Below are 6,664 nucleotides of genomic sequence, written 5' to 3'. Positions count from 1 at the left end.
TAGTTGCATTGTCACAATGTAACACCTATACCTATTTATGTGCAGGGTGTTGCACTGTAACAATTATAAACCACGGGGTAAAAATTATGTCTAACAAGCCACAATTGGAAATTCAAGATCTTGAATTGCTGGGTCCATTTACTAGCCAAAAGGGTAAGCAATATTACAAACAGGTGGCATATCTCCATGTTCCCAACCGTCCCTATCCTGACAGGGCATTGCTCTACACTGAAAAGCCCGCCGATGCGCTCCGCCCTGGATTTTATGATCTCCATCCTGAACCCTGGATTGATAAATTCGGTGGTATCTCATACTCATCAAAATATATTCCGTCATCCGCTTCGGCGCCTAAGGCGGTGGCTAATGGCTAAGCTCGCTTTTTTCATGCTCGGGCTCGGCATAGTTTCCACATTTGCCGCATTTGTTACATTTTTTTCTATGGTGCCGTAAATGTATGAGATGACTTTACAGGACTGGACAGCGTTGGCTGAATTGGCGGTAAGGTCATTTGTCATACTCTGTTTTTGTTTGGGTTTCATCGCGGGAGGATTTAGGTAGTAATGGAATCACTCGCGGGGGAAATAGCGGATCTCTTTGTTGACGGTGTTTATACCGGATACAGTTTGGCCGCGTTCGCAATGGGTTACGGGACTTCGTTCCTGATAACTTTTTTTAAAAAACTGTCTGAAAAAATATAGGTGGTGTTATGATTACTCGCATTAAATACATGATGTCCCGTGCTGTAACTGCATCAGTTGTTGTTGTTACCGCTCTCGCTGCTGGCTCTGCCAATGCTGCCCTACCGGCTGCTATTAGCACGGAATTGGCAACTGTCCAGGCCGATGGGCTTGCCATGGCTGATTTGGTTTGGCCGGTTGTAATTGCATTGTTCGGTGCTCTGGTGCTTTTCAAACTGTTCAAGCGTTTCGGTTCCAAAATTTAAGTAAAAACTGGCTCTTGAGGTCAAACGCAGTTTGACCGATAGAGCCTTTTTTAATTCCATTTTTCGGTGATTCCATATGAGAATTTTTAAGCCCCTTGCCCTGACCCTGGCTATTTTCATATGGCCAATCAATGCAGCCATGGCAAATCAATACGGCGTGGCCGCATCAGTCTATGATCTTTCTAATATCGATGAAGTAACCGGCGAAACTGTCAAAACCAAGGTTGTTGTTAAGGGGGCAAAGGCCAGTCACCCTTATCGAGTTCGCTTGTTACCGATTCAGAAACAAACTATCGGCTCAATTCTAAAATCTGGTGGCTCTGCATTTTTAAAACGGTCTCCCTATTGGATAGCTGCCATGATTGCAATGAATTATATACTCGACGATGACGGCAATGTTTATCAACCTGATCCATCGGGTTCAGCTCCCGATATGGATAAGTCGCGTTCTACTGTGTATTTGATGAATAGTGGTGGTTCTACAAATGTCACTCGTGATTCTGTATCTATCAACACTGCGCTAAATATTTGGAATACTCAATTCGGCTCTGCTCTTAATAATGTCAAAATCGTTGGCGCTTGGTCTTGTTCATCATCTGATTGTCGAGCAAACGCCACTTGGAAATCCTTTGGTTCCAGTTATTCAGGTTATATAAAAATTCCTACCGATGAGCTTTTACCGCCCGCTGATATTCCTATTGCTGATGAGGATTTTCTTGATTCAGTTATGCCCTATATTGCCGCTAATCCGACAAAAGAGGCTCTCCGTAACCCTGATGCTCCTAATGATTGGTCTCACTTAATCCCAACAGATGATTTTACATATCTGCCGGATGCGGTTACTCAACAGGACGAGGATTATATTAATTACATGTTGGATGGTATCGCTCAATCAACAGACCCTAATGCGCCAGGATATATCGACCCTGCGGATTATGATCGTATAGCTGATATGGCCAGCGATATACAAGGCTTGGACACTCCCGAGGGTCAAGCCGATGCTCTAAATAGCGAGGCCGATGCTCCATTGACTGCCGCGTCCATGGCCGAAATATTAGAGGCTGAGCGGGTTGCCGCTGCTGAGGCTGCCGCTACTTTGGCGGCTGAACAAGCTGCTGCTGATGAATCTGCTATATCTGCTGCTGAGGCTGATGCTAATGACCCTAGTAACAGACAGGATGATGAGGATTTAGACGACGAGGATTTAATGGATCTTATTAACCAATCGTTGGATTTGCCAGATTTGTTTGATCTTCCGACTATCAGTGCCGCTTCCTGTCAGTCTATGACTCTTGATTTTATCGGCACCTCATTGTCGTTCCCTGGCGCTGCTGGCTGTCAAAAAATCGACCAGGGCAAAGAAGTAATTGGTTATATGCTCTGGTTCCTTGCTATGTGGCATTTGTTTTCTATCGCAACACGGGAGTTAAACTAATATGGCTGCTGTATCATCTGCAATAGGTTCTTTTACGTCTTTTCTCGGCGGAATGTTTAATGGTTTGTCTGAGTTTCGGGCATTAATATTTAATAAGGGGATTGCTCATCGGGTCGCTAGCCTGACCATCCTTATTGCTGCTATTGCTGCCGCATATGGCACTATTAGGCTCGCCGGTGCCGCTCTAACCTGGGTTATGCCCTATCCAATTCAAGTCGCTGCATCCTGGGTTGTTCCTGAAAATTGGGCTTCGATTTTGTCTTTCTATGCTGTCTGTTATGGCGCCATCGCTCTTTATAAATGGCAGCGTAATTATATCGGTATGAGTAATTATTAGGGGGCCTTATGATTGATGGCGTTATAGCGGTAACGGGTCGCACCGGCCAGGGTAAGGGCCTCTGTTCTGTCGGCCTGGCGCGTGATTATCTCTCCGCTGGTCGACCTGTAGTAACCAACATGGATTTATTTCCCGAAAATTTTCGCGATAAGCGTAATAGTAAAATTCGTCTTTATCGCATTCCCGATATGTTAAGTATCGATATTTTGCGCGAGCTTGAGGCAGGCGGCATTGTCGGCCCTGGCAATCCCAGGCCGGAATATGGGGATGAAAACGGCCTTTTATTGCTCGATGAGGCCGGGGTTTTTCTTAACAGCCAGGAATGGAATAAACCCCACGTTAAACCAATTGTCGATTGGCTTCGTCATCGAAGGAAACATGGATGGGATATTGCTCTACAAATACAGGATATTGATAGTCTTAACGCCCAGGTTCGCCGGGCCGTTATTGATTATGAAATGAGGGCAATTAAAATTGTTTCAATTCCCATAGTTAGCACAATTTATCGGATGATCTTTAAAAAACGCTTCAAGCTGCCCATTTATATGCGGTATCACAAAGCTAAAATGACTAATCTCGAAACCGGCATGGTTGAGGATTCGTTTAGATATACCGGTTCCGCTATCTATCCTCTTTATGATACCAAGCAAGTCATCAGTGAGGAAAATACCAATGGCCTGCACTGCATGTTAACTCCCTGGCATCTTGTTGGTCGTTATGGCAAAAAACGGTTCAATCCTTTCCGTTTTATTTTTAATGTTTTCATGTTGACAATTCTTTTTGTGGCTTCCCTGTTTTGCTCCGACTCAAAAAACAAATGGCTAAAAATAACCCAATAATACTTGTCACAAGTATTAACCTTTGCTATAGTTACAATGTAACCACAGCAAACACAAGGGGCACAAAATGGAATCAATACTCGTTTATTTACATGCCGATAATTCAAATGGTGTAACTGGATTTTCAAGCGAACGTGGATTAATTGAGTGTGTCGGTAATCCTGTTTATGTTTCACCCTTAGAGTTCTATGATTCATTACCTAAATTAAATGACGGTGAGCAATTGTTTACTTATATTGTTGGAGGTACAAAAGATGTCATTACTTACTATCTGATTGATGATGAATATGGCATTTCGCATTGAACCAATCGGCCCTTCTGGGCCTTTTCTTTTATGGCGAAGCCATGCAAAACCTTCCCAGAGCATGACAGGACACGTCCTGCCCTTTACCTCCTTCCGCTCCTGGTCGAGCTGGTCAAGTGCCTCGCAATCCCATTCAGCTTTGATCCTTTTCGCGTCCTCTATCTCTCATACAGTGCCGTTCCTCCCCGCGCCCTGCTAAACCTGTCTTTTGATGTTCGGCAATCACTATCCGCTATGTCGTATTGAAACTGTCCGGGACACCGGGTTTTCAGCGCCCTTTCACAGTCACTTTGAGGTGGATCATTCACGTATTTATTTCAACTATTCATGTCACCTCTATACTGCGACGGCGCGGAGCTGCCGTCCGCCGATAGGCGCCTATCTATGTCCACTTCGGCACCCCCTGATGTAATTCCACTTTTTTTCTCTTAATACTTGTAACATGTAATATCATGCTCTATAGTTACTTTGTTACTCGGTAACTTTTTTTATCTTGATTCTTGATGAGGTATCACATGAAACCACAATTTTTAATTCTTGACACTGAAACTACAGGTCTCGACAATTCCGCTGAAGTCGTCGAACTGGCGTTAATTGATAGCAATGGCACTGAGTTGATTAATACTCTGGTTTGTCCTTATATGCCTATCCCTTCCGCTGCCACTGCTATTCACGGCATTACCGATGAGGATGTTAAAAACTGGCCTAGATTTTACGCCGTGCTTTCTCGATTACATGAGATAGTTACTAAATCAGGTTTGCCGCTTTATATTTACAATTCCGCGTATGATTTGCGCGTAATGGCTCAATCAATAGACAATAATTTCAGTGGTCATTCAGATTCAGCTCTTCATCAATTCAGGATGATGATTGCTGATATTTCTGCTGTTAGCCTTTGTGCCATGCTCGATTACGCTGAATTTCATGGTTCTTGGGATGATTACCGGGGCGGTTGGAAGTGGCAAAAATTAACATCTGCTGTGTCTCAATGTGGTATTGACCCTATTATGTTTGAGGCTCATAGGGCCTTTGGTGATTGCTTGATGACGTTGGAGGTGATCAAAAATATGATTAATGCTGGCCATGGAGGTTATAACTATGAACAGATGTGATCAAAAGCGCGGTCCTGGTCAACCCAGGTTGCCATATCAAACTAAAACCGTTCGTATCCCTGTTGCGCTTGAAGAAAAGGTCCGGCGTATGGTTGAGCAGTATAAGGCCCAGCACAGGGAGTCTTGATATGTATTTTTTTGATTGGCTTAGTATAAAACAGACACACATTATGCCGGAGGGTAGGACATTGCCCCTGGTGTGTAAGTTGTTTTCGTCCCATCTTGATTATGAGACAGGGGAGGAGTTTGAGACAAAAAGCCGAACGCGCATAGAGGGCTCTTACAGCACGTCAATCAGTATCCGTTGTGACGGTCACACGGTTGAAATGTCGGGCAATCCCAGCCGGTTTGATCGGCTTGATAATTTGTTTGGGCTGGCCAGTCTTGACGATTGTGTTACCGTTTACAACCGGATTCTTTCTGATTGTGGTTTGCCGCCATTTACACCTGCAACCAGTATTAAGCCATTGCGTGTTGGCCGTCATTGTCCTGCCTATGCTGTGGGTTATGATTTGCCCGCCGAGAATGAGGTCATTGCTCATACTGGTGCTGTTATCCAGGAAATACACGTAACAAGAAATTATCAGGTAGGTCAGGGCAACGAGTCTAAATTTTATCGTGCCATGGCATCTTTTAAGCATAATAGGCGACTGCCTAAACTTTATCAGCATGGCGTTACCTGGGGTGAGGGCTCCAGACGGCTTTATTTTGGGTTTTATTCTAAAGGGGCTGAGTTTGATTTGCCCCGAGTTAAATCACGTCTTGCCGTCTTGTTACGAGACGGTAAGATTAATCAGGATGAATTGGATTATTATGAACGGGTCAAACAATATGCCCTGCATCATGGTGTCGTGCGTCTTGAGTACAAACTGAAAAATAATTGGCTTCGTGATAAAGACTTGCGCTTTTACCGCACCGGCTTAACGGCTGGCCGTGTCGCGGATGATTATTTAATTATTGCCGAAAAATGGGTAGATAGTATGAGCGTATCAAAAGTGAGTTACGACAATATCGGTCAACAACTTGTGTCTTACGAGGTTTGCGGTGAACGGGCTGCTAGGGTCACTGAATCGGTTTTCCTTCGCTGGCTGCATGGTATGGATCTAGGGTTGGGTGATAGTCAGTTCTACGTCCACAAAAAGCGCCTTCTTGCCCTGGGTATTGACATATCCATGCCGTGCGACGTGACTAGCCTTCGGGTTCACATTCGCACGGATGAGATCATGTTGTCCTCTCTTGCCGTTCCTGACTGGTACAGGTTGGCCGCCTGAGGGGGTTCAAAGGGAGGTGCAAGTAACACCTCCCTTTTTTCCGGACTTCCGGAGTTTTCCCACATCCGGTGCCCATTTTTCATACTCCCTTGAGTCCCTTACACTTCTTGCATCGGACGTACAATTTCTTCCCTTGCGTCCTTGTCTAACTGCGTTTGGATCAGTGCGTCCAGTGCGTCTGCGGCTGTGAATCTTTGTGCGCCCTGGGTGGCTACGGTCATTTCCGCAGCCAGTTGTAGGAGTGTTTTGTGAGCATCCTCACTAATTCGTACTGTAACAGACATTTTCTTCCCCTTTAGTTGCATTGTCACAATGTAACACCTATACCTATTTATGTGCAGGGTGTTGCACTGTAACAATTATAAACCACGGGGTAAAAATTATGTCTAACAAGCCACAATTGGAAATTCAAGATCTTGAATT

Annotated in this window: 8 protein-coding genes; all 8 read left to right on the top strand. The window is 44.6% G+C overall.

From position 1 onward, the window contains the following. Window positions 1–371: hypothetical protein (locus ABD806_RS17940; RefSeq protein WP_344960202.1), on the top strand; the 371-nt coding region annotated here is incomplete at its 5' end. 335 nt (window positions 372–706) lie between these two features. Further along, window positions 707–943: a major coat protein gene (locus tag ABD806_RS17935; protein WP_344960201.1), complete on the top strand. Its 237-nt coding sequence runs from the start codon at window positions 707–709 to the stop codon at window positions 941–943. A 76-nt stretch (window positions 944–1,019) separates the two neighbouring features. Next, entirely contained in the window at window positions 1,020–2,378 is a 1,359-nt protein-coding gene (locus tag ABD806_RS17930) for a hypothetical protein (protein ID WP_344960200.1), read from the top strand. Window position 2,379: 1 nt separating this feature from the next. Then, a complete protein-coding gene (locus tag ABD806_RS17925; protein WP_344931104.1) occupies window positions 2,380–2,715 on the top strand; it encodes a DUF5455 family protein in 336 nt (111 codons plus the stop codon). A gap of 8 nt (window positions 2,716–2,723) precedes the next feature. Then, window positions 2,724–3,554, top strand: a complete 831-nt coding sequence (locus ABD806_RS17920; RefSeq protein ID WP_344960199.1) for a zonular occludens toxin domain-containing protein — start codon at window positions 2,724–2,726, stop codon at window positions 3,552–3,554. 67 nt (window positions 3,555–3,621) lie between these two features. After that, the gene (locus ABD806_RS17915; RefSeq protein WP_344960198.1) at window positions 3,622–3,858 is read left to right on the top strand and encodes a hypothetical protein; all 237 of its coding nucleotides are present in this window, start codon (window positions 3,622–3,624) and stop codon (window positions 3,856–3,858) included. 515 nt (window positions 3,859–4,373) lie between these two features. Next, complete coding sequence (locus ABD806_RS17910; protein ID WP_344960197.1) at window positions 4,374–4,970, top strand: 3'-5' exonuclease; 597 nt, start codon at window positions 4,374–4,376, stop codon at window positions 4,968–4,970. Between the two features lie 128 nt (window positions 4,971–5,098). Next, complete coding sequence (locus ABD806_RS17905) at window positions 5,099–6,241, top strand: phage/plasmid replication domain-containing protein (RefSeq protein ID WP_344960196.1); 1,143 nt, start codon at window positions 5,099–5,101, stop codon at window positions 6,239–6,241. Window positions 6,242–6,664: the final 423 nt, after the last annotated feature.

Source organism: Zobellella aerophila (assembly GCF_039539325.1).
GTDB classification, from domain to species: Bacteria; Pseudomonadota; Gammaproteobacteria; order Enterobacterales; family Aeromonadaceae; genus Oceanimonas; species Oceanimonas aerophila.
This window is presented reverse-complemented; position numbering and strand designations above follow the sequence as displayed.